The following is a 25,416-nucleotide window of genomic DNA, read 5'->3' as shown; positions in this document are numbered from 1 at the left end:
CCGCCACCGCCGCCTTCCGGTCCCATGTCCACCAGCCAGTCGGCCGTCTTGATCACATCGAGGTTGTGTTCGATGATCACCACGGTATTGCCCGCCTCGACCAATTGGTTGAGTACGCCGAGCAGCAACTCGATATCGTGAAAGTGCAGGCCGGTGGTCGGTTCATCCAGGATGAATAGCGTGCGGCCGGTGCTGCGGCGTGACAGCTCCAGCGACAGCTTGACGCGTTGCGCCTCGCCGCCCGACAGCGTGGTGGCGCTCTGGCCCAGCCGCAGGTAGGACAGGCCTACGTCGGCCAGGGTCTGCAGCTTGCGGGCCACCGCCGGGACGGCCGAGAAATACTCCAGTGCCTGTTCCACCGTCAGGTCCAGCACTTCGCTGATGTTGCGGCCGCGATAGCGGATTTCCAGGGTCTCGCGGTTGTAGCGCAGACCATGGCAGACATCGCAGGGCACGTACATGTCGGGCAGGAAATGCATTTCCACCTTGATGACGCCGTCGCCCTGGCAGGCCTCGCAGCGCCCGCCCTTGACGTTGAAGGAAAAACGCCCAGGATCGTAGCCGCGCACGCGTGCCTCGGGTACGCCGGCGAACAGCTCGCGGATCGGCGTGAACAGGCCGGTATAGGTGGCCGGGTTGCTGCGCGGCGTGCGGCCGATCGGGCTCTGGTCGATGTCAATGACTTTGTCAAATTGCGTCAGTCCGTGGATGGCGGTAAAGGGCGCAGGCACACTGTGTGCCCGCTGCAGTTCGCGGGCGGCAATTGCGGCCAGCGTGTCGTTGACCAGCGTGGACTTGCCCGAGCCTGACACGCCGGTCACGCAGATCATGCGTCCGATGGGCAGGTGCAGATCCACGTTGCGCAGATTGTTGCCGCTGCAGCCGGTCAGCGACAGCCAGCCTTCGGCCAGCGCAGGCTGGATCTGCGGATCGCCCTGGTCGCCGGGGGCGGTGAGTACGGCAGGACACTGCGCCGCATCGGGCAATGTGGCTGGGTCAACAGGGCGACGCTTGGGCACGGCGATCTTGCGGGTGCCGCTCAGATACTGGCCGGTAATCGATGCCGGATCGGCTTCGATCTGCGCCGGCGTACCGGCAGCGATGACCTGCCCGCCATGCTCGCCCGCGCCGGGGCCCATATCGACCACCCAGTCGGCGGCGCGCACCATGTCTTCGTCGTGCTCGACCACGATCACGCTGTTGCCCAGATCGCGCAGGTGTCGCAGCGTGGCGATCAGGCGGTCGTTGTCGCGCTGGTGCAGGCCGATGGAGGGTTCATCCAGCACATACATGACCCCGGTCAGGCCCGAGCCGATCTGGCTGGCCAGCCGGATGCGCTGTGCCTCGCCGCCCGAGATAGTGTCGGCACTGCGGTCCAGCGACAGGTAGTTCAACCCCACATCGTTGAGAAAACGCAGCCGCGCGGCGATTTCCTGGACGATGCGGCTGGCGACTTCCTGGCGTGCACCGCCCAGACTGAGCTGCTCGAACCAGACCAGGCAGTCGGACAGCGGCAGGGCCTCGACCTCGTAGATCGCCATGCTGCCGTGCGGGCGTGTGGGCACCTCTCCGTGGTGGTGGCCGGTAGCGGGATCGGTTGCTGCGGCTGGCGTCGGTGTCGAGTTTGCGGCAGATGCCGGCGCTGTCGCCTGGATAGCATCTGGCGTGGTATCGGCGACTGCGCTGCCCAGCAGCACGTGCCGCGCCTCGCGGCGCAGGCGCGAGCCGTGGCATTCGGGGCAGGCGCGGGTGCTGCGGTATTTGGACAGTTCCTCACGCACCGTACCGGAATCGGTCTCCAGCCAGCGTCGCGCCAGATTGGGCAGGATGCCTTCAAAGACATGGCGCTTGACCTGATGGCGACCCTTGTCGCCCAGGTAGGTGAATTCGATTTCTTCGTCACCCGAACCGTGCAGGATGACCTGCCGTACCGCCTCCGGCAGCTCGCCGAACGGCAGATCCAGATCAAAGCCGTAGTGCCGTGCCAGGCTCATCAGCATGGTGTGGGCAAAGGCGTTGCGGCGGTCCCAGCCGCGGATCGCGCCGGCCGGCAGGCTCAGTTCGGGAAACGCCACCACCTTGCCCGGATCGAAATAGTCCACCACGCCCATGCCGTCGCAGCAGGGGCAGGCACCCGCCGGGTTGTTGAAGCTGAACAGGCGCGGCTCCAGCTCGGACAGGCTGTAGCTGCAGGCCGGGCAGGCGTAGCGGCTGGAGAACAGGTGCTCGCGCTCGCTGTCGAGGTCGAGCGCAATGATGCGGCCATCGGCCAGGGCCAGCGCCGTCTCGATGCTCTCGGCCAGTCGCTGGCGGCTGTCGGGGCGCACGCGCAGGCGGTCGATCACCACGTCCACATCGTGGCGGGTGGAGGAGTCGAGCGGCGGCAGGCTGTCGATCTCGGTCATCGTGCCATCGATCCGCAGGCGCACGTAACCCTGCGCCTGCAGGCCGGCGATGTCGTTCTCGAAGCTGCCTTTGCGACCGCGCGCCAGCGGTGCCAGGAGCGCCAGGCGGGTGCCCTCGGGCCAGGCCAGGATGGCATCGGTAATCTGGCTCACGCTTTGCGCCGACAGTGGCAGGTGGTGGTCGGGGCAGTAGGGCGTGCCGACCCGCGCATAGAGCAGGCGCAGGTAGTCGTGGATCTCGGTAATGGTGCCGACGGTCGAGCGAGGATTGTGGCCGGCGCTTTTCTGCTCGATGGCGATGGCCGGCGACAGCCCTTCGATCAGGTCCACGTCGGGCTTGTCCATCAGTTGCAGGAACTGGCGCGCGTAGGCCGACAGGCTTTCCACATAGCGGCGCTGCCCCTCGGCGTAGAGCGTGTCGAAGGCCAGCGAAGACTTGCCCGAGCCGGACAGGCCGGTCAGCACGACCAGCTTGTGGCGCGGCAGGTCCAGCGTCAGGTTCTTCAGGTTGTGGGTGCGAGCACCCCGGATTCTGATGGCTTGCATAGACCGCCTGTGGCGTTTTTTAGGGGTAACTTGGTACTATAGCAAGCTGCCCCGGTTTTTGCGGGGTAAACCTTCAGACTAGATTCATGCCGACTCCCCAAGCCAATACCATGACGCCCGCCGAGCGTCGGATCAGCGTGGCGCTGGCCAGCCTGTATGCCTGTCGCATGCTGGGCCTGTTTTTGCTGTTTCCGGTGTTCGCGGTGGCGGTGCACGGCCTGCCGGGCGGCAACGACCCGGCTCGCGTCGGGCTGGCGCTGGGCATCTATGGCCTGACCCAGGCTGTCATGCAGATTCCCTTCGGGCTGGCTTCCGACCGCTGGGGGCGCAAGCCGGTGGTGCTGGCCGGGTTGCTGCTGTTCATCGTCGGCAGCGTGGTCTGTGCGCTGGCCGACGATCTGTTCTGGATCACGCTGGGTCGTGCCATCCAGGGCGCAGGCGCGATTTCCGCCGCCATCACTGCCTGGCTGGCCGATGCCACCCGCGACGAGGTGCGCACCCGCGCCATGGCACTGGTCGGCATGTCGATCGGCATGTCGTTTTCGATTTCTCTGGTGCTGGCACCGCTGGTGGTGGGATGGGCTGGCCTGTCGGGCCTGTTCTGGCTGATCGCCGTGCTGGGCGTGGCTTCGCTGCTGGTGGCGGCCTTCCGGGTGCCGGTGGTGCCGCGCCAGATGACGCCTGCCGTGCAGGGGGCCGTGGGCGGCGTGTTCCGCCATGGCGGCCTGTTGCGGCTCAATCTGGGCGTATTCGTGCTGCACCTGATCCAGGTGGCGCTGTTCGTGGCCGTGCCGGGCCTGCTGGTCCGCTATGGCGAACTGGCGGCATCCGAACTGTGGAAAGTCTACCTGCCGGTGATCCTGGTGTCGTTCGCCGGCATGGTGCCTTCCATCATCGTTGCCGAAAAGCGTGGCCGCCAGCCCGAGATGCTGCGCCTGGCCGTGCTGGTGCTGGTGCTGGCCTGCGCCGGCATGGCACTGGCCGGCGCGCATTTTGCGGCGCTGGTAACGGCGCTGATGGTGTTCTTTGTGGCCTTCAATATCCTGGAGGCGCTGCAGCCTTCGCTGGTATCGCGCCTGGCACCGCCCGAGCTGAAAGGGCTGGCGCTGGGCATCTACAATACCGCGCAGGCACTGGGCCTGTTCCTGGGGGGGCTGCTGGGCGGTCGCCTGCTGGCCGCGTCGGGCAGTGCAGCGGTATTCTGGTCCTGTAGCGGACTGGCACTGGTCTGGTTGGTCCTGGCGCGGGTGCCGCGCCGGGTGGCATAAAGGTCGCGCCGAGCACTTGAAAGCGGCATCGCCGGTTTGGGCCGCTGGCGCGGCGATCCGTTGTATCCGCAAGGCCCGTCTGCCGCATCGTCGCGGGCGGAACGGGTTTTGTGGTGCGACTTATTTACGCATTGTGGCTGGCGAACCCTGCGGGATCGTCGATAATGCGGCATTGTTCAATTGCCTGAATTTGGAAGGGAGATCGGCATGGCATCGGTCAATAAAGTCATCATCGTCGGCAACCTGGGACGCGATCCCGAGATCCGCTATACCCCGGATGGCGCTGCCATCTGCAACGTGACCATCGCGACCTCCTCGCAGTGGAAAGACAAGAACAGCGGCGAGCGCCGCGAAGAAACCGAATGGCACCGCGTGGTGTTCTACAACCGCCTGGCCGAGATCGCCGGCGAGTACCTGCGCAAGGGCCGCTCGGTGTACGTGGAAGGTCGCCTCAAGACCCGCAAGTGGCAGGACAAGGACACCGGCCAGGATCGTTACGCGACCGAAATCGTGGCCGACCAGATGCAGATGTTGGGCGGGCGTGAGGGCGGTGGCAATAGTGGCGGTGGCAGCGGTGGCGGCTACGATGATGGCGGCTATGGCGACAGCGCACCGGCACCGCGCAGCCGTCCGGCACCCGCGCAGCGGCCTGCGCCGGCTGCGGCACCGTCAGCACCTGCCGGGGGCGGAGCGGCCAGCCTGGCGGATATGGATGACGATATTCCGTTCTAAAGAACGCCTTGCCTGCCTGCGCAGGCTGCTGCCTCTGGTTTTGCTGTGGTGTGTCGTTCTGGCAGTGGCCGTAGGCATGTTGGCTGCGTGGCAATACCGGGATCTGGCCAGTGAACTGGAGCAGGAAGGGACACTATTGCATCGGCTGGTGTCGCAGCGTGTCAGTCAGCATGATGCACACCTGACGGCACTGTCAGCCATTGCATCGGCAGCCACCGACAGCAAGCACGACCTGTTTCTGGAAGTGGCGCAATCGATTGAGCGGTTCTACCCGCGTATCGATGATATCCAGCTTGTGCCGCTTGACTCTGATGTCAGGGGCACAGGACTCAAGTCGCTGCCTTCCGCAGAAGCGCAGCAGATACGGGCGGCAGCGCACGCATCCACAGGCCAGGTGGTATTGATGGCCGATGCGGACCATGCAGATCACTATGTCATGATTAAGCGCAGCCCCAATACGGATGCCGCCCTTTACGGCTTGATGCTGGCTGTCGATGCGCGTGCGCTGATTGCCGAAGCGGCACCTTTCTGGTCAATGCCGAACGTCATGCTGCAGTTGTCTTTGCCTGACGGCCATGTGCTTGTCGGTGAGGCTCAGGTTCCTGCTGTATTACAGTTCAAGAAAACGATTGCCAACACGTCTCAGCCCCTGGTTTTGACGGTTGGCTATACCGTTTCGTGGGCTGATTTGTTGCCTCCATGGCCCACGGTGTTGGTGCTGTCGAGTGTGAGTGTGCTGTATCTGGTGGCCGTGATCGCCTGGCGGCAACGGGGGAGTGTGCGTGCGGCCATGACACAGGCGCGCCTGAGTGCCCTGGAGTCCCGCCTGGCACATGCTTCCCGCGTGAATACCCTGGGAGAGATGGCCAGTGGGCTGACCCATGAGTTGACGCAGCCTTTGACTGCCATTCTGGCACAGGCGCAGGCCAGCAGGCGGATATTGGACAAGGGCCAAAGCGAGATGCTGGCGACGGTCCTGAATGACACGGTGACACAGGCGCGACGCGCCTCAGCCATTCTGGAACGATTTCGCCAGTGGTCGAATCCCCAGCGTACGCCTTCGATTGTCTTCGATGTGCGAGAGGCCCTCGAAAACGTCAGGGCGTTACTTGCGCCGCAGGCTGCAGCATGCAATGTCAAGGTTGAGTGCCGCACATTGCCCGTTCCGGCATTTGTCAGGGCAGATCCGGTCGAAATGGAACAGGTCATGTTCAACCTGGTGCGCAATGCCATTGAAGCCGTGGCGGATCAGGGCCCGGAAGGGCGGGTTGTGCTGGCATTGGCTGGTGATGGCGAGCGCGTCGTGTTTGAAGTGTCTGACAACGGGGCCGGCATATCGGATGAAGTGCGTTCAAAACTGTTCACTCCCTTTGCCACGACCCGCGCAGGCGGCATGGGACTTGGGCTGGCACTGAGCCAGCGGCTGGTCGAGAGTGCCGGTGGCGAGATTGGTCTGGTCGGCAGCACGCAGGGTGCCGTTTTTCGAGTCGTCTTGCCGCGTCAACCGACACCCACGGAGGTCAAATCGTGACACACCCGGTTTATCTGGTCGATGATGATGACGCTGTCCGTCAGGCACTGTGCCTGCTGCTGTCTACCGTGGACGTCAATGTCAGCAGTTTTGCCGATTCGGGCATGTTCCTTGATCTGGCTTCCCGGCTGGAACCCGGTTGCCTGATTCTGGATATTCGCATGCCGGTCGTGTCGGGTCTGAAGTTGCAGGAGCAATTGCTGGCTGCCGGCATTGACTGGCCGACGATCATTATTTCAGGGCATGGCAATATCGAGGCCTGCCGGCAGGCGTTCAGAAACGGCGCGGTGGATTTCCTGTCAAAACCCATCGATGAGCAGGACCTGATCGATGCCGTACAAAAAGGGCAGGCAATACTGGATCGCCGCGAAAAGCTTGCTGCCGAGAAGACTGAAATAAGAGATTTGCTGGTTTCGCTGACACCCAGGGAAAATGAAGTCCTGGGACATGTGGTGCAAGGTTTCACGACCCGGCAGATTGCGGATGCACTGGAGGTCTCGCCCCGCACAGTGGAAAGCCACCGGGCTGCCATCGGTGCCAAGCTGGGAACGACCTCCCAGGCTGAAATGACCCGTATCTGGCTGGAGGGACAGCCATCTCCGTAGATATACGGAGAATGTTGGTGAGCGCTACGAATGGGTGAGCGGGGCGACGGATGTTAGCCTGTCTGCACGTTCAACCAGGAAAGGAACCACCATGATTCGGAAAGCTTTTTTTGCCTCGCTGCTGCTTGCCCCTGCAATGTCGTCGGTGGCTGCAACATTGCCCAGCGCACCCTATCTGCCTTTGGAAATGGCCACGGAAGCTGCTCGCCAGGCATTGCTGGCCTGTGCGGTCGACAATCACAACGTCAGCGTCGCTGTCGTAGGTCGTGACGGTGGTGTCAAGGTACTGCTCAAGGCCGACAATGCCGGCCCCCATACCGCGAGCAGTGCCGAGGGCAAGGCATTTACGGCGGCGGCCATGGGGCGCGATACGGCAGGCCTGGCCGAGTTCATCGCATCCAAGCCTGCCAATGACGGATTGCGCGATATGGATACGCGCATGGTGATCCAGGCGGGAGGCTTGCCGATTCGGTTTGATCAGGCGTTGGTGGCGGGTATCGGGGTGGGGGGCGCACCGTCGGGTGACATCGATGCCGCCTGCGCTGCTGCCGGACTCAAGGCCATTGGCGCTGAATAATGCAACGGGTGCGCGACAGCATTCAGTGTGATCAGATTCGGGAAAGGTGTACGCATGCGACTTGTGATGGTCATGCTTCTTGCAATGCTGTCGGTCACGCCCCAGGTGATAGGTAAAACACAGATGGAGAATACCGGCTTGCATGTCGCTGCCGCCCGAGATGATGTAGAGGCGGTCGCCCGCTCTCTCGCTGCGGGCGCATCGATCGAGCAGCGCGATGAAACAGGTTCCACGGCACTGATGGTAGCCACGCAGGAAAACAATATCCGCGTGGCAGACATGCTGATCCGGGCGGGGGCAGACGTGAATGCAAAAAACCGTATTGACGACAGCCCCTACCTGTACGCCGGAGCACGTGGGCATCTGGAGATTCTGCGCCTGACACTGGTCTCTGGTGCCGATCTTGCGAGCACGAACCGGTATGGCGGGACAGCGTTGATTCCGGCGGCTGAGCGCGGCCATGTCGAAACGGTTCGCACCTTGATAGACGCGGGTGTGGCCGTGGATCATGTCAACAACCTTGGCTGGACGGCATTGCTCGAGGCGATCATCCTGGGGCACGGCGGTGATTCGCATCGGCAGATCGTGGATCTGCTTCTGCAGGCCGGAGCAGATCCGAATCTTGCCGACCATGATGGCGTGACGCCGCTGGAGCACGCCTCTTCAAAAGGTTATCGTGCCATCGAGCAGCGTTTGCTGGCGGCCGGTGCGCGACCCGCAAAATAGGGGAGGTGTGATGATGGAACAAGCGCGAGGGTTTCTTGCCTGCGCCATGGAGTTGGCCCACGCGAATCTGGAAGGCGGGGGGCGGCCGTTTGGCGCGGTACTGGTCAAGGACGGCAAGGTGATTGCCAAAGCCGCCAATGAAATCGTCCAATCCCATGACCCCACCGCGCATGCCGAAATGCTGGCGATCCGTCGGGCAAGTCAGACGCTGGGTTCAGCCAATCTCGAGGGTTGCATCATGTATGCCAGCGGCCAGCCGTGCCCGATGTGCATGGGGGCCATGCGCCTTGCAGGTCGGGAGAGCATGTATGCCGATTGGCAGCACCAGCAACATATCGGACATTGAGTCCAATGCACAGTAAACCAGTCGTGACACGGGTCATGCTGTTGCTGACCATTATGGTTGTCGGGCTCAATCTGCGGCCCTTCATGACCAGTGTCGGGCCGTTGGCTGCCAGCATCCAGGCAGATACTGGATTGGGGCTGCAGGGTTTGGCATTGCTGACCCTGCTGCCGATGTTCGTCATGGGGTTGCTGGCGTTCTCCAGCTCGGTTTTTCAGGGAAAAGGGTGGGATCGTCGTGCCGTCGTGAGCGCATTGCTCCTGATCTGCCTGGGATGTGTCTGGCGCTTGTTTGTATCGACATCCGCCGCGTTGATTGCAACGGCTGCTGTGATCGGCCTGGGGGTGGCCGTCGTGCAGATCATTTTTCCGGGCATGGTGAAACGGGAGTTCCCGCGCCATGTAGGGCCCGTCATGGGGCTCTACTCTGCCTTGCTGATGGGCGGTGGTGCCATGGGTGCCGTAGTGGCCCCCATGGTGTACGACGCTACAGGAAGCTGGACGGCAGGCCTGGCCTGCTTTGCCCTTCCTGCTGCCCTCGCGGTGTGTCTGTCGGGCCTGTTCTTGCCACCAGACAGGGTGGCTCCGAATGGCCCGGTTCGGCTGCCTATTGGTGTGTTGCTCAAACGCCCCAGAACGTGGCTGCTGATGCTTTGCTTCGGCCTGGTCAATGGCGGGTATTCCTCGGCGGTCGCGTGGCTGGCCCCGGCCTTTCAGGCCCGTGGCTGGAGCGCGGCATCAAGTGGGGAATTGCTGGCTGTATTGGCAGTCGGGCAGGCCTTGGCGGCGCTGTTGCTACCCATGCTTGCCCGAACGGGCGTGGATCGGCGACCATGGATGGGGCTCACGCTTGCGTTGCAGGTCATCGGATTCATGGGGCTGGCTGCCTGGCCTGACTTGATACCCATGGTGTGGGTCGTGTTGTTGGGCGTTGGCCTGGGCGGATGCTTTGCCTTTTTCCTGATTCTTGCCCTGGAGCATCTGCCTGATCCTGTTCAGGCGGGTATGCTGGCTGCGCTCATGCAGGGCGGGGGATTCATGCTGGCGGCGATGGCTCCGTGGTGGGTGGCAGTGCTGCATGAAGGAACCGGAAGCTATCTGGCAGGCTGGCTGTGGCACCTGGGGTGCGCGCTGCTGGTGATGTGCCTGTCCTGGCGGCTTGGGCCTGGGGGGTATGCGCGGGCTATCGGGTTGCCTGGGGTGGCTCGATGAGAGTGTCTGCTGATTGGATTTGAGGCTCTTTTAGGGTTGAAGACTGGTAAGGGGGGAGGCTGCTTTCGACCCCGAGCGGCCGGTCGGCTCGCTGTGCGCTCAACGGCAACAAACTGAGTGCAACTGTCGTTCCCGCCGACAGCTCACGGGTAAGTCGTCGGCCTTTGCTGCCGTTCATTTCAACGGGCTAGAATGGCTGTTACCGGATCAAAGTGGACGTTGGCCCCATCGAAAATATGCAACAGGCCTTGGTCTAACTAAGGATTTTTCCTGTTTTCGCGCGCCAAAAACGTGCACTCTTTAAAGGCTCCCATGGACAAGGAAAACAACGACCAAAGCTACAGGGAGTTCATGCGAGCTCGACGTCCACAGTTGTACTCCGACACGTTGCATCTTGAAGTCAGCGAGATGGATCGGCGGCAGTTTGAGTTTCATCTCAACACACTCACGAGCCGCAAGGAGGAGACCGCGTTCGAGAACTTCGCGCGCGTGCTGGCTGAAAAGGAGCTGTGCCCCAATTTGATCCCTCAAACCGGGCCTACAGGCGGTGGTGACAGCAAGGTCGACACTGAGACATATCCAGTCGCGCAAGCGATTGCAACGCTCTGGCATGAGGGCAATCCAGCCTCGGCCGATCAGCGCTGGGGCTTTGCCGTGAGTGCCAAGGCCGCCTGGAAGCCGAAGGCTCGCTCTGACGTTGCGAAAATCGTGGCGACCGGCCGCCCGTACGCGCTCATTTACTTCATCTCGAACCAGTCCATCAAGGACAAGGATCGGGCTGAGACGGAGGACGCCTTTACGACTGAATTTGGCGTGCAGGTGCGTATCCTTGACCGTAGCTGGATAGTCGAGAAGGTTGTTCGGCACCGACGGTGGGATATTGTGGCCGAGACTCTCCAGTTCGAACTCTCGAGCAAGGTTGTCTCTACTCCGGGGCCCCTGGATGCTGGCAGGCTGCGCGACCTTGAGGCGCTGGACAAAAAAATCGAGGCGGCATCTGCGTCCGTCGTTACGCTCGAATTGGTCGAAGTGAGCTTGCAGTCCGCACTGCTCGCACGGGGCCTTGAAAGGCCGCGGCATGAGATCGATGGCCGCTTCGAACGCGCAGAGCGTCTTGCACGTATGACCGGCAGCAGGCAACGACAGCGCATCTGGTACCAGAAGGCGTGGACTGCGCTGTGGTGGTTCAATGACCCGGATGAGGCTGCGCGAATCTACGACCTGCTTGCACCCGAAGTGCTTCCCTCGGATTGGATTTGGGATATTGACTACCTCGTCAACCTGTGGTTTGCCCTCCAAGCAGGAAAGGCCCCGGACAAAGCTCGAACCAGCGCCTTACGCGACGCACTTCAGCGACATGCCAATGACAATTCAAAAGAGACAAGTTCGCTTTGGGCGCAGACCCAGTTGCTGCAGATGGATATCTTCGCTGCCATGCAAGAAAAGCGCGACCTACACCCACCCTGGCCGCCATGCGCCAGGTCCTCGGCAAGGTGCGCAGGCAGATTGAGTTCCCCATCGAGCCCATCGTTCGCATTGTGCGAGAGCTGGCGAAGGTCATCGGCGACTCACTGGGGTATGACGAACTGCTGGACGCGGTAATCGAAATTGAGCGCGAGAGAAATGGCAACCGTGCCGCTGGAGAGTTGCGGCTTCAGCGTGGTCTGCAAAAGCTTGAGTGGAAGAAGGCGTATAACGCGATTGACGACCTGGCCCAAGCGCAGATACTTCTTGCGCAGGAGGACAGCCGCGACGAGTTTATTGCCGCCCTGTGCGGCACAGGCTTGGCATACGAATCGGCAGGATTACTCTATGCGGCAAGGGCGAACCTGGTGTCCGCCCTGGATCGTTGCTTATACTCGTGGTTTAAAGAAGGAGCCATCGACCGCCGCGCCTTGCCGCTTCTGAAAAAGCTGGCATGGCTGGAACTGCAACTGGGTCGCGTTCCCTACGTGCTCGCCTGGGTAAAGTGGTTTGGGCCTATCTTGGTCGCGTTAAGCCTGACTGAGGAAGAGACCAAGGAGCTCGAGCAAGAAGTACAAGCCATCGATCGAGTCCTAGGGATTTTAATTCTACGCACTGCGCATGAGGATTGGGTATCGCTGACGCGACTTCCAGACCTTTTGTCCACGATGGGTCTGGAGATGTCACGCGCCGCATCCCTCTTCATGCTCGGGCATGAGGACAAGGTGCGAGCCGAATATGGTGTGGCAGATGACGACCTGAACCAGTTTGCCAGCAAGTGGCTTGCCGCTCCTGCAGGGCAAGATCTTCCGAAGCAGCCGGAATGGCATTTCGGTACCACGATCATGACGACGGTTATTCTAGGTTGCCTAGTAGAGGTCGTCGCCCGTGGTGGAGTCACATCAGCATTACTTGGCGAAAGTATCATCGGATTTCTTGAGGCGTTTTACTCCACGGCAGTACGCACTAGGAGGTTGCTATCACCCAGGGAGCGGCTGGTCATCGAGGTGCGGCAGTCAGAGTCGGCAAAGCCGCCCTTCACTCATCGCCATGTTGAGGACGACTGCGGCGAGACAACGCTCATCGTTACCCATCCTGTTTCGTTAGCCGCGGATCTGGTTGGCGAAAATTTCGAAGAGCCAATGATTAAGCTGTTCGCGCGTGTAACCTACGAGATGCAACTTGGCGTAGGACAACAGAACTTAGAGGAGATGTTTGCGAAGTATCGTGCTCAAGATCGTGCATATCACGTCGCTCGCTCTATTATCCCCGTCACGAATATTCTTGGTAACTCACCGGCAGGGCGCGCAGAAGATTGGGTGCAGGACGGTACTCTTGCTGAATATTCGCTCGTTCGCGAAAAGGCATGGATCCCGGCTATGGTGGCGACCACACCCGTTGCTCATCCCCCTGAGAAAGATTCCACTGTCTCCGTAGACCAGCCACCAGAGCACCTCTTCGGTGCGGATGCGGTGCTGCATCGTGACATAAGGGTTATGTCTCCCATCATCCTTCCGCTATGGGACAAGGCCATGTGGAAAGGGACGGGCGTAACGCTGCCGCAGGCCCCTGGGGAGGTGGTGCCACCGGTGATGGCCCTGGCATTCGAGAACTTTGACGCGGGTAAGAAGATTTTTCGTGGGTGGCGCAAGAAGGTTGGCGAGACGAACCGGGACGGATGGTTGAGTGTCACCGTCATTACCGGCATTCGACGTGACAGCCCATTCGACTATCGAGTGGCAATTGGCATCAGCGAGTCGTATATGAAGGCTGCAGCAGCGGGCAATCGCCTGTTTGCCATGGCCTACCGAATGCATGATATGACGCCCTCGTCCAGTCGTAACTTGGAAGTCCTGCAAGCCCATTTTCGCCGTGCTGGATTCGTCTTCCTGATACCGGTTGCGTTCAACCCAGCGTCGCTGGGTATCGAGATGACTCGCGAGAACTTCGAGTTAGGGATCAAGCTCTCACACTTGGAGTTCATTCCGGCTTGGCAGGTCGAAGAAACTTCGCCACTTATTGCGGCGATGCGAGGTATCACTGACCCGATGCTTCCGCCGGGAGAAAACAACGCGCCCTTCTTGCGAGCACTTGAGCGCCTCAAAGAAAAGGAACTGGGAAGTTTCGAGTAGCAATTCAGCTATACCAGTAGCTCCTATCTTCACGGCCAATTCGCGGGAAGTGGATTCCACTAAATATTCCGGCAATGTCTGCAAAAGGCCGCGAGCGGTCGCTGACAACATTGCACACCCGACTATAGGCAAGCTCTGCATACATAACTTCGGTCGCGCCGCGCTTGTTGCGCGTACGCTCTCATCGCTACCCTCGGAAGCACTCATTTCGATGGAATGCGAGAAAATCGACCTGTTTTTCATTAAGCGCGAGCCGTAATTGGCCACGCAAATGCAGGATCTGTCTTTGATTTTTTTGGACCCTATCACTTATAAGCATTCGGCCACTATTGTCAAAGCTGATCAGGCCACGATCAAAAAGGGCATCTAAGGTTCCCACTAATGGCAGTCCGTTGTTTGGGTCTAGTCGTTGTTGGTCGGTACTTCTTACCCACGGCTTTATATGAGATGCTCGCAGCGCCTCTTGCACGCTAGCGCCGGTGACTGCACAAGCGTTGTCCCATTTGGCCAACAGTTGGCGCCGGAATTTTCCTTGACCCAAGCGCGCATCAATGAGGGCGCGACGGCGGGTTGGTCTCTTTTCCAGGTCCCGCCGGGCTATCAATTCCGCAATGTCGGCAGCTTCCCCGCCAACGGAGCGTGTTTGAGTGCCAATTTTGGTGACTGGCACCTTGGGGCCAATCAGCGCGAATACGCTCGTCGGGTCTTTCTCCCAATGAACGAGAGCTTCAAGCCTGACTAATGATCGGAAATCATAGGATTGAATGCGAATATGCCCAGCGCCTCTTGGTGCTGCAGTGGCAATGACTCCGAAAGCCTCAGCCCCCGACCTAATGCCTTCTATGTGTCGCGCTCTTTCGTTATGGCCGGCGGAAGTCCTTGTCCAGTCTTCTCTGAGCAGCCGAACCATTCGTACCTGGTCTTGGGCCTGTATGTGGTCATGTGCCCACACTCTGAGAAAGATGCGATTGGTGGCCTCATGCCAGCTACCCCAGCTCCAGCGAGGATTTGCCAAGGGGGCCCCCAACTCACTGGCGAAGAACTGAGTGATAGACGGGGGTTCCATAGGCGTACTCTAAAGGTTAGTGTTACCTAATACTACACAGAAACTTCTGTCTGGTCACTGGGGGAAAGTGAGGAAGTCGATCGGAACGATATATGTCCCGAAAATGGTTAACTCGACTAATGCATCTATGCCAGAGCGGCCGCCTGCCGAAATCCTTCTAGCCTCGCCCTTGAGGCGAGCAAGCTGCGATAACTTCTCTAAATCACTTCGCCGCTGGTGTTTGCGAATGACGTCTCCCTACGTAAAAGGACCCCGTCTGATTCTGGAAGTAGAGGAGATAGCCGCTCCGCCGGCAGAGGCCCCATGCCCGCCAGGCGCCGGTTACGTCGAGCGGCCGCTGTCATTCGCGGCTACAGGCCGCTTCTGGCCGACAGCCGCCATCCCAATAGCCACGAGAGCCCAAGCCCCCGCAGCCATACTCAGCTAACCAATCACGCCCCCACAGGCTTGACCAGAATCTTCACCTGCTGCTTCTCCTTCACCAGCGTCTCAAACCCCTCCGCCACAATATCCTCCAGTCCGATTCGCTTGGTCACCAGCCGATCTGCCTGGAAGAAGCCACGCGTCATCAGGTCCATCACTGCCGGGAAAATATCCCGGTAGGCGATCGTGCCCTTCATGGTGCGTTCTTTCAGCACGATGGCGTTGGGGTGCAGTGCGGCTTCGCCTTCCCAGATCGAAACCACGATGGTTTCACCCTCGTAGCGGGTCGAGTCCACGCACTGTTGCAGCACCTTGGAGACGCCCGTCACTTCGAAGGCCACGTCCACGCCGCCGGGGGTGAGTTCGCGGATGCGGGCGACCGGGTCCTGTTCCAGCGGATTGATGGTGGTGGTGGCACCCAGTTCGCGGGCCTTGGCGGCGCGTTCTGGCGAGATTTCGACCACGTGGATGGCGGCGGCACCGGCGGCGCGCAGGGCTTCGACCAGCAACAGGCCGATGGGGCCGGCACCGAACACGGCCGCGGTGCCGCCGGCCTTGAGGGTGCTCAGGCGCACGGCGTGCAGTGCCACGGCGGCAGGCTCGACCAGGGCACCCTGCTCGAACGACAGGCCTTCGGGCATGCGGTGCACCATGCGTTCCTTGACTACGGTGTAGCTGGAGAAGCCGCCGCCGCCGCCCGACAGGCCGTGAAAGCCCAACTGGTCACACAGGTTGTACTTGCCGTGGTTGCAGGCGTCGCAGTGGCCGCAGGAGAGGATGGGTTCGACCACTACGCGGTCGCCGGGTTTGACGCGGGTGACGCCTTCGCCGATGGCGGTGACTTCGCCGGAGAATTCATGGCCCAGCACGATGGGGGCCACGTCCTGGCTGATCGGGTGCGGTGTGCCGACGGGCACGAAAATCGGGCCGGCCACGTATTCGTGCAGGTCGCTGCCACAGATGCCGGTCCAAGCGACCTTGATCTTGACCTGGCCGGGGCCGACGGTGGGTTCGGGGATGTCTTCGATGCGGATGTCTCGGGCCTTGTGCCAGCGGGCTGCTTTCATGGGGCACTCCTGTTCAGGGGTTGATGATCTGAATCGGCCGCTGCCATCGAGGGGCGGGGTAGCCGGAGGGCGGCGACCTATTAGGATGATGGTAACAGAGTGTGTAAGTCAGGGATATGGCATCTGCCTTGACAATGATTGCCTAGGCAGTCAATAATCCAGCCCATGAAGCGTTCCAATTCCCGCGCCCTGGCGCATTCCCTGCGTGACCCGGTCAGTTGCACGTCCGAGGACAGTATCGGCTTCCTGATCAAGTGCGTGCTGGTGTCCATGAGCCGCACCATCGAGCGCGACATGGTGCCGCTGGATCTGACGGCGATGCAGTGGCGTCCGCTGATGATGGTCTACAGCGGCAAGGCCGATACGGCGGCAGAACTGGCCCGGGTGCTGGATGTGGATACCGGTGCCATGACCCGCACGCTCGACCGGCTCGAAGGCAAGGGTTTGCTGCGCCGGGAGCGCAGCCAGGACGACCGGCGCGTGGTGCGGCTGGAGCTGACGGATGCGGGCCGCGAGGTGGCGGCGCAGTGTCCGGCCGTGCTGGGCCGGATGCTGGATCATCACTTGCGTGATTTCAAGGCTGAGGAAGTGACGGCATTGCGGGCATACCTGCAACGCATGCTGGTCAACGGCGCGCAACCGCGAGCGTGAACGCGCGCCAGTCGGCGCAATCGGTGCGCAGGCAATTTGCCTGCGCTTTTTTGATCTTTTTTGCTGCCTAGGCAGATACAGATCAGGCAATGTTTTTAAGCTTATTGTCAGAATGAATCGTTTGATTGTCTCTATTGTCAGCGCTGCGGTGCTGGCAGGATGTGCGCCCATGCGCGATGGCGTGCCCGAGGTGCAGCCGATCGCGCCGCAGGCGGTGGGGTTGCATGCTGCCGCTACGGCCATGGAATGGCCCGCTGCCCGCTGGTGGCAGCGCTATGGCGATGCGCAGCTTGACCGGCTGGTCGAGGCGGCCCTGGCGGGTAGCCCCGATATGGTGGCGGCCGAAGCACGCCTGCGTCAGGCACAGGCTGCCGTCGGGCGGGCGGGAGCTGCATTGCTGCCGACAGTCGATGCCAATGGCACGCTCACGCGCCAGCACTACAGCGAGCATTATGTCTATCCCGAACCGCTGGGCGGCTCCGTGGGCAGTGATGCGCGTCTGGCGCTGGATGCCCGCTACGAGCTGGACCTGTGGGGCAAGTACCGCAGCGGCCTGGATGCCGCCCGGTCCAGCGCAGAAGCGGCGCAGGCCAATGTGCAGTGGGCGCGCAATGTGCTGGTGCTGGCGGTGGTGCAGGGCTATGCCGATCTGCAGAATGCCTGGGCGCAGCAGCATGTCCTGGCACAGTCACTGGCGCGGGCCGATGATGTGCTGAGCCTGACGCAGGCCCGTTACGAGGCCGGGCTGGATACACAGGTCGAGGTGCGGCAGGCCGAGGCGCAGCGTGCGGAAGTGCGCGTGCAGGCCAGCCAGGTTGAAAACGACATTGCCCGCTTCCGACACCAGTTGGCGGCCTTGCAGGGGGCCGGGCCGGATACAGCGTTGTCGCTTGAGCCGGCGACTCTGCAGATGCCGGCGCAGGCGCGGCCCGCCGAGGTGCCGCTGGCGTTGCTGGGGCGGCGCCCAGACATCGTGGCGGCGCGCTGGCAGGCCGAGGCGGCGGGGGCCGAGGTACAGACGGCCAAGGCGGCGTTCTATCCCAATGTGAGTCTGGCTGCGTTTGTCGGCTTGCTGACACTCAATACCGCCACGCTGTTCGACCAGGGCAGCCGCATGGCCGGGGTGACGCCCGCCATCAGTCTGCCGCTGTTCGAGGGTGGACGCCTGAATGCCGACCTGGACGCCCGGCGGGCGCAGCGTGACGAGGCCGTGGCGGGCTACAACCAGGCCGTGCTGGGGGGCGTGCGCGAAGTCGCCGATGCGCTTGACAGCCTGCGGCTGGTGGCCGACGAAGCCCGGCATCAGCGCGATGCCCGGCTGGCTCTGGATGCGGCCTATACGCTGGCACGCGACCGCTATGCCGCTGGCCTGGGTGATTACCTGACAGTGCTGTCGGCCCAGGCCGGCGTGCTGGAGCAGACGCGCCGTGATACTGCGCTGGCGGCGCGTGCCTGGAAGCTCGATGCCGGCCTGATGACGGCGCTGGGTGGCGGCTATGCCGAGCCCGCGCAGACTGCTTTCTGATGCGGGCCAGCCCTGCTTTCAAAGATATCTGGATAGTGTATTGATCATGACTTCAAAAATTTCCGTTCCCGCTTCGCGTCGTCGGCTGCTGTTGCTGGCGACCACCGTTTTTGTGCTGCTGGCCGTGGGCTATGGCCTGTGGTGGTGGATCTACAGTTCGCATTTCGAGTCCACGGACGATGCCTATGTACATGGCAATCTGGTGCAGATCACGCCCCAGGTGGCCGGTACGGTGGTGGCTATTGCTGCCGACGATACCGAGTGGGTGAAGGCCGGCCAGCCGCTGGTGCAACTCGACCCGGCCGATGCCGAGGCGGCGCTGGCGCAGGCGCGGGCACAACTGGCGCAGGCGGTGCGCCAGACGCGCACGCGCTATGTTCAGAATGAGGCCCTGCAGGCCGATGTGTCGGCGCGCGAAGCTGACCTGCAGCGGGTACAGGCGGATCTGGCCCGAGCACGGACTGATCTGGATCGACGCCAGAAGCTGGCACGCACTGGTGGTGTCAGCGGCGAAGAACTGCAGCATGCGCAGACTGCGCTGCGCTCGGCGCAGTCGCAGGCCGCTCAGGCGCAGGCAGCGCTGGAAGCCGCCCAGGCCATGCTGGAAACCAACCAGGCGCTGACGCGTGGCACCGATGTGGCACATCATCCGGATGTGCAGCGGGCCGCCGCACAGTTGCGCGAGGCCTGGCTGGCGCGTGAGCGGACGGCCTTGCCTGCACCGGTCGATGGCATGGTGGCGCGTCGCAGTGTCCAGGTCGGCCAGCGGGTGGCACCGGGGGCGGCGTTGATGAGCGTGGTGGCGCTGGATCAGCTCTGGGTCGAGGCCAATTTCAAGGAAAACCAGTTGCGCAATATGCGTGTCGGCCAGCCGGTGACGCTGGTGTCCGATCTGCATGGCGACCGCGTGCGCTATCACGGCGTGGTGAGCGGTCTGGATGCCGGTACCGGCAGTGCGTTTGCGTTGCTGCCGGCGCAAAATGCCACCGGCAACTGGATCAAGGTGGTGCAGCGCGTACCGGTGCGCATCCGGCTGGACCCGACCGAGCTGGCCGAGCATCCGCTGCGGATCGGCCTGTCGATGACGGTGGAAGTGGACGTGGGCGATGAAGGCCACGCGGTCCCTGCCGTGGCAGGTTTGCAGACCGATGCCCTGACTCTGGACCAGGGCGTGGCCGATGCGCTGATCGACACCATCATCCGCGAGAACCTGGCGTCATGAGCGGCACGACTGCCGAACGGCAGGATGCGGCAACCGGCGCGGCTCCGGCTGCCGCGCCGGTGCCTCATCCGCCGCTTGAGGGGGCGGCCCGCATCATCGGCTCGATCGCATTGTCGACGGCGGTGTTCATGAACGTGCTGGATACGTCCATCGCCAATGTCTCGATCCCGACCATTGCGGGCGACCTGGGGGTCAGCAGCAGCCAGGGCACCTGGGTGATCACGTCGTTCGGCGTGGCCAATGCCATTACCGTGCCACTGACGGGCTGGCTGACACAGCGCTTCGGGCAGGTGCGGCTGTTCCTGATGTCCACGCTGCTGTTCGTGCTGACCTCGTGGCTGTGCGGCTTTGCGTCATCGCTGGAGGCGCTGGTCGTGTTCCGGGTCCTGCAGGGGGCGGTGGCCGGGCCGATGATCCCGCTGTCCCAGACCCTGATGCTGGCCAGTTTTCCTCGCGAAAAATCGGGCATGGCGCTGGCGATCTGGGCCATGACCACCCTGGTAGCCCCGGTGGCCGGCCCGTTGCTGGGCGGCTGGATTTCGGATACCTACACCTGGCCCTGGATCTTCTACATCAACGTGCCGGTGGGGCTGCTCGCAGCCTGGTTCAGTTGGCGCATCTACAAGGATCGTGAATCGCCCACGCGCTACATCCCGATCGATCGCATGGGGCTGGCGTTGCTGGTGGTCTGGGTCGGCGCGTTGCAGGTCATGCTCGACAAGGGGCAGGAACTGGACTGGTTCTCCAGCCCTGTGATCGTGACGCTGGCCGTGGTGTCGGTGGTGGCGTTCGTGTTCTTCCTCATCTGGGAACTGACCGAGGCCCATCCCATCGTAGACTTGAGGCTGTTCCTGGGGCGCAATTTCACCATCGGAGTGCTGACGCTGGCGGTGGCCTACGGGGTGTTCTTTGCGAATGTGGTGCTGATGCCTTTGTGGTTGCAGCGCTTCATGGGCTATACCGCGACCGATGCGGGCTGGGTGACGGCACCGGTCGGGTTGTTCGCCATTCTGCTCACGCCGGTGGTCGGACGCCTGCTGGCCAGCCAGGACCCGCGTCGCCTGGTGACGTTCGCGTTCCTGGTCTTTGCGCTGGTGTCCTATATGCGCTCGGGCTTCAATACCCAGGCCGATATGGCGACGCTGATCGTGCCGACGGTGATCCAGGGGATCGCGATGGCTGCGTTTTTCGTGCCGCTGACCGCCATCAGCCTGTCCGGCCTTGATCCGGCGCGGATTCCGGCTGCCTCGGGGTTGTCCAATTTCGCGCGGCTGACGGCAGGGGCCTTTGGCACCTCGATCACGACCACGCTGTGGGATGACCGGGCGGCCTTCCATCATGCCCGCCTGAGCGAGGTGGCCCATCCCGGCAGCCCCGGTTTCGACAGTGCCTTCGAGACCCTGCGACAGACGCTGGACCCGGCACGGGCGCTGAGCTATATCGACGGATTGCTCAATACACAGGCCTTCACGCTGTCGGCGCTGGATATCTTTCACGCGTCGGCCGTGATCTTCGTGTTGCTGACGGCACTGGTCTGGCTGGCACGACCTAATCGCTCTGGGCCGGCGGGCGGTGCGGCGGAGGCAGCCGGCGGGGCGCATTGACGGAGACTGCTTGCGGGGCGGGTTCGCTGCCGGTGTTCGAGCCTGGCGTGACAGGGCATAAGTCCACCTGGTCTGCAGAGTCTGACCCGCTGTGGCCGCCGCCATGTTTAGAATGAAGGCTTCCTTTGTTTAGATCAGGTCACAGCCCAATGAATCATTCCTCCAATCGTCCGGCAACGACACGGCTGGATTGGCAGCGCAGCGGGGAGCAGTTGCGATGACGGCAGCATGGTCGTGGCAGCAGGGCGGCGCACAGTTGTTGCCGGGGCCGGTTGGCCCCATCGAGGCGTTCTTTGATGCGCCATCCGGTCCGATCCGGGGGCTGGCGCTGGTGGCGCACCCTCAGCCCCTGATGGGGGGAGACGCCCGGCACAAGATCCCGCAATTTCTGGCACACACCTTGCGCGACGCTGGCTGGCTGGCCGTGCGGCCCAATTTTCGTGGCGTGGGACGCAGTGCCGGTGTACATGATGCCGGCCAGGGTGAAACCGATGATATGTGGGCCGTGCTGCAACTGCTGCAGGCCGAGATGCCCGGATTGCCCGTGGTGCTGGTGGGCTTTTCCTTCGGCGCGTTCGTGCAGGCGCGGTTGGCACGGCGTCTGGCGGATGCGGGCACGCCGGCATGGCGCACCTTTCTGGCAGGCATGCCGTTCGGCACCGTGGAAGCGGGGCGTTCGTACGAAACGCCCGATGGTTTGCCCGATACGCTGGTGGTGCATGGCGAGCAGGACCGTCAGGTACCGCTCGATGCTGTACTGGCCTGGGCCCGGCCAGAAGGGCATCCTGTTGTGGTGGTGCCGGGGGTGGGTCATTTCTTCACAGGGTGTTTGCCGGTGCTGCGCTCATTGCTGGTACGACATCTGCAGGAGGCTGTTTTCTAACGTTCGGTCCCTGAAAATGCAAGCACTTAAAAAACAGGGACATGTAGGTATTTCCCTGATGGTGGCAGGTCGTTACTTGGGTCACAATATAATTCTTGCACGACGTGCTGACCGTGCGTCGCCCCCATCCGGTTTTTCCCAAGGAGAACGAACGTATGAAAAAACATATTCTGGCCGCAGCAGTCCTGGCGCTGGCCGCCGGCAATGCCATGGCGCAAGCCAACGATACGCTCGCCAAGATCCGCGACAGCGGCTCCGTGACCCTGGGCGTGCGCGAATCGTCCGGGCTGGGCTACACCCTGGGCAATGGCAAGTACGTCGGCTTCCATACCGAAATGGCTGAAAACATCATCGAGGACCTGCGCAAGGATCTGGGCCTCGAAAAGCTTGAGATCAAGTACCAGCCGATCACCTCGCAGAATCGCATCCCGCTGATCAACAACGGCAGCGTCGACTTCGAGTGCGGCTCCACCACCAACAATACGGCTCGCCAGAAAGACGTGGACTTCGCCCACACTACCTATGTGGAAGAAGTGCGCATGGCCACCAAGGCCGACTCCGGCATCAGCTCGGTGGCCGACCTGGCCGGCAAGAACGTGGCCGTGACCACCGGGACCACCTCGGTGCAGACCCTGCGTCGCAACAAGCGTGCCGAAGGCGTCAACTTCAACGAAGTCATGGGCAAGGACCACGCCGACAGCTTCCTGCTGCTCGAGACCGGCCGTGCCGACGTGTTCGTGATGGACGGTTCGATCCTGGCCGCCAACATCTCCAAGTCGCGCAACCCCGACAACTACCGCATCGTCGGTGAAGTCCTGTCGGTCGAGCCGATTGCCTGCATGCTGCGCAAGAACGACGACAACTTCAAGGCTGCCATCAACAAGAGCATCGAGCGCCAGATCGCCGACGGCACCCTCAATGCCCTGTGGGACAAGTGGTTCCTGCAGCCGACCCCGCCGGCAGGCACGGTCATCGGCCTGCAACTGTCGGAAGCGACCAAGCAAGCCTGGGAAAACCCCAACGACAAGCCGATGGAAGCCTACGTGGTCGAATGATCGCGTATCGGACTTGGGTTGTCTGATGTACATACGCCCCTACAGCCGGTCTGCAGGGGCGTTTTTGATTGGAATTGCACCGATGCAGGTTGCCGTGGCATCATCGCGGCACGCACGGAACTACCTCGGTAGGGAGGCTGTATGAATTGGGATTGGCAGGTATTCTGCCAGGATAACCTGGACCAGCAAGTGGTACAGGGATGCTTCGGCAAAGACGGCAGCGTGACCTATCTGGACTGGATGATGTCGGCCTGGGGCTGGACGATTTCGGTGTCGCTGGTATCCCTGGCCCTGGCCCTGGCGCTGGGCTTTCTGGTGGGCACGCTGCGCACGCTGCCCAATAGCCGCTTCTGGGTGCGGGCAGGCAATGCGTGGGTGGAACTCTTTCGCAATATTCCCCTGCTGGTACAGATTTTCCTGTGGTATCACGTCATACCGTCACTGTTTCCGGTGATGCGTAGTGTGTCGGGTTTCGTGCTGGTGGTGTGCGCGCTGGGCGTGTTCACGTCGGCCCGGATCGCCGAACAGGTGCGCGCCGGGATCGAGGCATTGCCGCGTGGCCAGCGCTATGCCGGCATGGCACTGGGTTTCACGACCTTCCAGTACTACCGTTATGTGCTGCTGCCCCTGGCGTTCCGGATCATCATTCCACCACTCACCAGTGAATCGATGAATATCGTCAAGAACTCGTCGGTGGCCTTTGCCGTGTCGATTGCAGAGCTGACCATGTTCGCCATGCAGGCGCAGGAAGAAACCTCGCGCGGCATCGAGATCTACCTGGGGGTGACGGCACTCTATATCGTGACCGCGTTCGGCATCAACCGTGTCATGGCCTTCATTGAAAACCGCGTCCGCATTCCGGGCTTCATCGTGGGCGGTGCCCAGGGAGGACACTGATCATGGGCTTCGATTTCGATTTCGGTTTCTACAACTGGGCACTGATCAGCGACTACGTGCTCAAGGGCTTTTATTTCAGCGTCTGGCTGACTGTCGTGGCGACCCTGGGCGGGATTGCGCTGGGTACCGTGCTGGCCCTGATGCGCCTGTCGGGCAAGAACTGGCTGGTGCTGCCCGCGACCATCTACGTCAACGGCATGCGCAGCATCCCGCTGGTGATGGTCATCCTGTGGTTCTTCCTGCTGATGCCGCTGATCGTCGGCTTCTCGGTGGGCGCAGAAACCTCGGCGGTGATTACCTTCGTGGCATTCGAGGCGGCCTATTTCAGCGAGATCATGCGTGCCGGCATTCAGTCCATTCCGCGTGGACAGGTCTATGCCGGTCAGGCCGTGGGCATGACCTACGGGCAGAACATGCGCATCGTGATCCTGCCGCAGGCCTTTCGCAACATGCTGCCGGTGCTGCTCACGCAGACCATCATCCTGTTTCAGGATACGTCGCTGGTGTACGCTATCGGTGCCTATGACATGCTCAAGGGTTTCGAGACCGCAGGCAAGAACTTCGGTCGCCCGATCGAGGCCTATGTCGCGGCAGCCGTGGCCTACTTCATCATCTGCTATTCATTGTCGTGGTGCGTCAAGCAACTGCATCGCAAGATTGCCATCATTCGCTAGTCAGAAGGAAAGCACAACATGATTGAAATGAAAAACGTCTCGAAGTGGTATGGCGACTTCCAGGTGCTGACCGACTGCTCGACCCGCATCGAAAAGGGCGAAGTGGTGGTGGTGGCCGGGCCATCCGGTTCGGGCAAGTCCACGCTGATCAAGACCATCAACGCGCTGGAGCCGTTCCAGAAAGGCGAGATCTGGGTCGACGGCACGGCAGTGCATGATCCCAAGACCAACCTGCCCAAGCTGCGCAGCCGCGTGGGCATGGTGTTCCAGCATTTCGAGCTGTTTCCGCACCTGTCGGTCACCGAGAATCTCACGGTGGCGCAGATCAAGGTGCTGGGCCGCAGCAAGGACGAGGCCCATGCCCATGGCCTGAAATACCTGGAGCGGGTCGGCCTGCTGGCGCACAAGGACAAGTTTCCCGGCCAGTTGTCGGGCGGCCAGCAGCAGCGTGTGGCCATTGCCCGCGCGCTGAGCATGGACCCCATCGTGATGCTGTTTGATGAGCCGACCTCGGCACTCGATCCCGAAATGGTGGGCGAAGTGCTCGACGTGATGGTCGGACTGGCCCAGGAGGGCATGACCATGATGTGCGTGACCCACGAAATGGGCTTTGCGCGCAAGGTCAGCAGCCGCGTGATTTTCATGGACGTGGGCGGCAAGATCCTGGAAGACTGCCCCACGCAGGAGTTCTTCGGCAACCCGGAGGCCCGCAAAGACCGCACCAAAGACTTTCTGCACAAGATCCTGGCGCACTGATCGCGTTCTGCTCATGACTCGCCCCGCCTGGCTGTTGCAGTCAGTGCGGGGTT

At 61.9% G+C, this 25,416-nt stretch carries 21 protein-coding genes; 18 read left to right on the top strand and 3 right to left on the bottom strand.

Annotated features, from left to right (window positions below; genetic code table 11):
- Positions 1–2,951: excinuclease ABC subunit UvrA (locus ABN482_RS04470; protein ID WP_349502859.1), on the bottom strand; the 2,951-nt coding region annotated here is incomplete at its 3' end.
- Positions 2,952–3,037: 86 nt separating this feature from the next.
- Here ABN482_RS04470 and ABN482_RS04465 point away from each other — a divergent pair.
- From ABN482_RS04465 to ABN482_RS04425, 9 genes are all read left to right on the top strand, one after another.
- Positions 3,038–4,219 carry an MFS transporter gene (locus ABN482_RS04465; RefSeq protein ID WP_349502858.1) on the top strand — a complete coding sequence of 394 codons (1,182 nt, stop codon included), beginning with the start codon at positions 3,038–3,040 and terminating at the stop codon, positions 4,217–4,219.
- 207 nt (positions 4,220–4,426) lie between these two features.
- On the top strand, positions 4,427–4,951 hold the full coding sequence (gene ssb / locus ABN482_RS04460; protein ID WP_349502857.1) for a single-stranded DNA-binding protein: 525 nt from the start codon (positions 4,427–4,429) through the stop codon (positions 4,949–4,951).
- Positions 4,932–6,482, top strand: a complete 1,551-nt coding sequence (locus ABN482_RS04455) for a sensor histidine kinase (RefSeq protein WP_349502856.1) — start codon at positions 4,932–4,934, stop codon at positions 6,480–6,482. The genes ssb and ABN482_RS04455 overlap by 20 nt, the downstream gene beginning before the upstream one ends.
- Positions 6,479–7,087 (top strand): response regulator transcription factor, encoded by a 609-nt coding sequence (locus ABN482_RS04450; RefSeq protein ID WP_349502855.1) that lies wholly within the window; start codon positions 6,479–6,481, stop codon positions 7,085–7,087. The genes ABN482_RS04455 and ABN482_RS04450 overlap by 4 nt, the downstream gene beginning before the upstream one ends.
- Before the next feature lie 91 nt (positions 7,088–7,178).
- The gene (locus tag ABN482_RS04445; RefSeq protein ID WP_349502854.1) at positions 7,179–7,664 is read left to right on the top strand and encodes a GlcG/HbpS family heme-binding protein; all 486 of its coding nucleotides are present in this window, start codon (positions 7,179–7,181) and stop codon (positions 7,662–7,664) included.
- A gap of 72 nt (positions 7,665–7,736) precedes the next feature.
- Complete coding sequence (locus tag ABN482_RS04440) at positions 7,737–8,390, top strand: ankyrin repeat domain-containing protein (RefSeq protein WP_349502853.1); 654 nt, start codon at positions 7,737–7,739, stop codon at positions 8,388–8,390.
- Between the two features lie 10 nt (positions 8,391–8,400).
- Positions 8,401–8,736 carry a nucleoside deaminase gene (locus ABN482_RS04435; protein ID WP_349502852.1) on the top strand — a complete coding sequence of 112 codons (336 nt, stop codon included), beginning with the start codon at positions 8,401–8,403 and terminating at the stop codon, positions 8,734–8,736.
- Positions 8,737–8,741: 5 nt separating this feature from the next.
- Positions 8,742–9,944 (top strand): cyanate transporter, encoded by a 1,203-nt coding sequence (locus tag ABN482_RS04430; protein ID WP_349502851.1) that lies wholly within the window; start codon positions 8,742–8,744, stop codon positions 9,942–9,944.
- Between the two features lie 1,472 nt (positions 9,945–11,416).
- The gene (locus ABN482_RS04425) at positions 11,417–13,540 is read left to right on the top strand and encodes a hypothetical protein (protein ID WP_349502850.1); all 2,124 of its coding nucleotides are present in this window, start codon (positions 11,417–11,419) and stop codon (positions 13,538–13,540) included.
- Between the two features lie 187 nt (positions 13,541–13,727).
- On the opposite strand, the gene ABN482_RS16465 is transcribed toward ABN482_RS04425, so the two are convergent.
- Positions 13,728–14,450, bottom strand: coding sequence for an HNH endonuclease (locus ABN482_RS16465; RefSeq protein WP_502877234.1), 723 nt, complete (start codon positions 14,448–14,450; stop codon positions 13,728–13,730).
- 587 nt (positions 14,451–15,037) lie between these two features.
- Entirely contained in the window at positions 15,038–16,096 is a 1,059-nt protein-coding gene (locus tag ABN482_RS04420) for a 2,3-butanediol dehydrogenase (RefSeq protein ID WP_143859236.1), read from the bottom strand.
- A 156-nt stretch (positions 16,097–16,252) separates the two neighbouring features.
- Between ABN482_RS04420 and ABN482_RS04415 the strand changes: the two genes are divergently transcribed.
- The 9 genes from ABN482_RS04415 to ABN482_RS04375 all read left to right on the top strand — a co-directional run bounded on the left by ABN482_RS04415 (position 16,253) and on the right by ABN482_RS04375 (position 25,363).
- Complete coding sequence (locus tag ABN482_RS04415; RefSeq protein WP_502877235.1) at positions 16,253–16,747, top strand: MarR family winged helix-turn-helix transcriptional regulator; 495 nt, start codon at positions 16,253–16,255, stop codon at positions 16,745–16,747.
- A gap of 112 nt (positions 16,748–16,859) precedes the next feature.
- Positions 16,860–18,272 (top strand): efflux transporter outer membrane subunit, encoded by a 1,413-nt coding sequence (locus ABN482_RS04410; RefSeq protein WP_349502848.1) that lies wholly within the window; start codon positions 16,860–16,862, stop codon positions 18,270–18,272.
- A 46-nt stretch (positions 18,273–18,318) separates the two neighbouring features.
- On the top strand, positions 18,319–19,494 hold the full coding sequence (locus ABN482_RS04405; protein WP_349502847.1) for an EmrA/EmrK family multidrug efflux transporter periplasmic adaptor subunit: 1,176 nt from the start codon (positions 18,319–18,321) through the stop codon (positions 19,492–19,494).
- Positions 19,491–21,098 (top strand): DHA2 family efflux MFS transporter permease subunit, encoded by a 1,608-nt coding sequence (locus ABN482_RS04400; RefSeq protein WP_349502846.1) that lies wholly within the window; start codon positions 19,491–19,493, stop codon positions 21,096–21,098. Before ABN482_RS04405 ends, ABN482_RS04400 begins: the two co-directional genes overlap by 4 nt.
- 217 nt (positions 21,099–21,315) lie before the next feature.
- Complete coding sequence (locus tag ABN482_RS04395) at positions 21,316–21,981, top strand: alpha/beta hydrolase (RefSeq protein WP_349502845.1); 666 nt, start codon at positions 21,316–21,318, stop codon at positions 21,979–21,981.
- Positions 21,982–22,136: 155 nt separating this feature from the next.
- Positions 22,137–23,036, top strand: coding sequence for an amino acid ABC transporter substrate-binding protein (locus ABN482_RS04390; protein WP_349502844.1), 900 nt, complete (start codon positions 22,137–22,139; stop codon positions 23,034–23,036).
- Between the two features lie 141 nt (positions 23,037–23,177).
- Positions 23,178–23,933, top strand: a complete 756-nt coding sequence (locus ABN482_RS04385) for an amino acid ABC transporter permease (protein WP_349502843.1) — start codon at positions 23,178–23,180, stop codon at positions 23,931–23,933.
- Positions 23,934–23,935: 2 nt separating this feature from the next.
- A complete protein-coding gene (locus tag ABN482_RS04380; RefSeq protein WP_349502842.1) occupies positions 23,936–24,607 on the top strand; it encodes an amino acid ABC transporter permease in 672 nt (223 codons plus the stop codon).
- An 18-nt stretch (positions 24,608–24,625) separates the two neighbouring features.
- Entirely contained in the window at positions 24,626–25,363 is a 738-nt protein-coding gene (locus ABN482_RS04375) for an amino acid ABC transporter ATP-binding protein (RefSeq protein WP_349502841.1), read from the top strand.
- Positions 25,364–25,416 lie beyond the last annotated feature (53 nt).

It is taken from the genome of Corticimicrobacter sp., from assembly GCF_040137905.1.
GTDB lineage: Bacteria > Pseudomonadota > Gammaproteobacteria > Burkholderiales > Burkholderiaceae_B > Corticimicrobacter.
Note: the sequence above shows the minus strand (reverse complement) of the source record. Positions and strands in the feature narration are given on the sequence as shown.

Bases quoted from the DNA above. Each gene is read 5' to 3' on its own strand.
- ABN482_RS04400 (WP_349502846.1), top strand. From the start codon at position 19,491: ATGAGCGGCACGACTGCCGAACGGCAGGATGCGGCAACCGGCGCGGCT.
- ABN482_RS04405 (WP_349502847.1), top strand. From the start codon at position 18,319: ATGACTTCAAAAATTTCCGTTCCCGCTTCGCGTCGTCGGCTGCTGTTG.
- ABN482_RS04455 (WP_349502856.1), top strand. From the start codon at position 4,932: ATGACGATATTCCGTTCTAAAGAACGCCTTGCCTGCCTGCGCAGGCTG.
- ABN482_RS04420 (WP_143859236.1), bottom strand. From the start codon at position 16,096: ATGAAAGCAGCCCGCTGGCACAAGGCCCGAGACATCCGCATCGAAGAC.
- ABN482_RS04445 (WP_349502854.1), top strand. From the start codon at position 7,179: ATGATTCGGAAAGCTTTTTTTGCCTCGCTGCTGCTTGCCCCTGCAATG.
- ABN482_RS04435 (WP_349502852.1), top strand. From the start codon at position 8,401: ATGATGGAACAAGCGCGAGGGTTTCTTGCCTGCGCCATGGAGTTGGCC.
- ABN482_RS04425 (WP_349502850.1), top strand. From the start codon at position 11,417: ATGCGCCAGGTCCTCGGCAAGGTGCGCAGGCAGATTGAGTTCCCCATC.
- ABN482_RS04385 (WP_349502843.1), top strand. From the start codon at position 23,178: ATGAATTGGGATTGGCAGGTATTCTGCCAGGATAACCTGGACCAGCAA.
- ABN482_RS04380 (WP_349502842.1), top strand. From the start codon at position 23,936: ATGGGCTTCGATTTCGATTTCGGTTTCTACAACTGGGCACTGATCAGC.
- ABN482_RS04395 (WP_349502845.1), top strand. From the start codon at position 21,316: ATGACGGCAGCATGGTCGTGGCAGCAGGGCGGCGCACAGTTGTTGCCG.
- ABN482_RS04465 (WP_349502858.1), top strand. From the start codon at position 3,038: ATGCCGACTCCCCAAGCCAATACCATGACGCCCGCCGAGCGTCGGATC.
- ABN482_RS16465 (WP_502877234.1), bottom strand. From the start codon at position 14,450: ATGGTTCGGCTGCTCAGAGAAGACTGGACAAGGACTTCCGCCGGCCAT.
- ABN482_RS04390 (WP_349502844.1), top strand. From the start codon at position 22,137: ATGAAAAAACATATTCTGGCCGCAGCAGTCCTGGCGCTGGCCGCCGGC.
- ssb (WP_349502857.1), top strand. From the start codon at position 4,427: ATGGCATCGGTCAATAAAGTCATCATCGTCGGCAACCTGGGACGCGAT.
- ABN482_RS04430 (WP_349502851.1), top strand. From the start codon at position 8,742: ATGCACAGTAAACCAGTCGTGACACGGGTCATGCTGTTGCTGACCATT.
- ABN482_RS04375 (WP_349502841.1), top strand. From the start codon at position 24,626: ATGATTGAAATGAAAAACGTCTCGAAGTGGTATGGCGACTTCCAGGTG.
- ABN482_RS04440 (WP_349502853.1), top strand. From the start codon at position 7,737: ATGCTTCTTGCAATGCTGTCGGTCACGCCCCAGGTGATAGGTAAAACA.
- ABN482_RS04410 (WP_349502848.1), top strand. From the start codon at position 16,860: ATGAATCGTTTGATTGTCTCTATTGTCAGCGCTGCGGTGCTGGCAGGA.